Source organism: Clostridium rhizosphaerae, assembly GCF_016765585.1.
In the GTDB taxonomy this organism is placed as follows: Bacteria; Bacillota; Clostridia; order Clostridiales; family Clostridiaceae; genus Clostridium_AT; species Clostridium_AT rhizosphaerae.
Genome location: NZ_JAESWC010000003.1, coordinates 1 through 669, shown reverse-complemented (window position 1 = coordinate 669; position 669 = coordinate 1). Strand labels below are relative to the sequence as shown.

General features: G+C 41.1%; 1 tRNA gene and 1 rRNA gene. Both read right to left on the bottom strand.

Annotation, left to right across the window (positions count from 1 at the left end):
- Nucleotides 1-409: ribosomal RNA gene (locus tag JK636_RS10250) — 23S ribosomal RNA — on the bottom strand; the annotation flags it as partial.
- A gap of 158 nt (nucleotides 410-567) precedes the next feature.
- Nucleotides 568-644, bottom strand: a tRNA-Ile gene (locus tag JK636_RS10245).
- Nucleotides 645-669 lie beyond the last annotated feature (25 nt).

The following is a 669-nucleotide window of genomic DNA, read 5'->3' as shown; positions in this document are numbered from 1 at the left end:
GGTACTCTGGATCAGAACTCTTGTTATTCACTTTCACTTACGTGGCTATTACACTCTGTAGCGAAGCTTTCCAGCTTTCTTCAGTTAATGAAATCACAATTTTATGTTCTGTCCTCAACCCCAGTTATAAATAACTGGTTTGGGCTCTTTCCCTTTCGCTCGCCGCTACTTAGGAAATCGATGTTTCTTTCTCTTCCTCCAGGTACTTAGATGTTTCAGTTCCCTGGGTTACCTTCGTACACCTATTTATTCAGTGTACGATCCACAGTTTTGACTGTGGGGGTTGCCCCATTCGGAAATCTCTGGATCACTGGCTATTTGCGCCTACCCAAAGCTTATCGCAGCTTATCGCGTCCTTCGTCGGCTCCTAGTGCCAAGGCATTCACCATGCGCTCTTCGTAGCTTGACCATTATAATTTTTATAGTTACACCTTTCGATGCAACTTGCGAAATTGTATACCCATTCTAGTTTGTAGTTAGTTTGAGTAACAATTTGATTTGTTTTTAATCTGTGCAATTTTCAAAGAACAATTTATTTAATTAAAAATTATTGATTTTTAATTAAATTGGTGGGCTTAAATGGACTCGAACCATCGACCTCACGCTTATCAGGCGTGCGCTCTAACCAGCTGAGCTATAAGCCCTTGTGGTGGAGATATAGGGATTCGA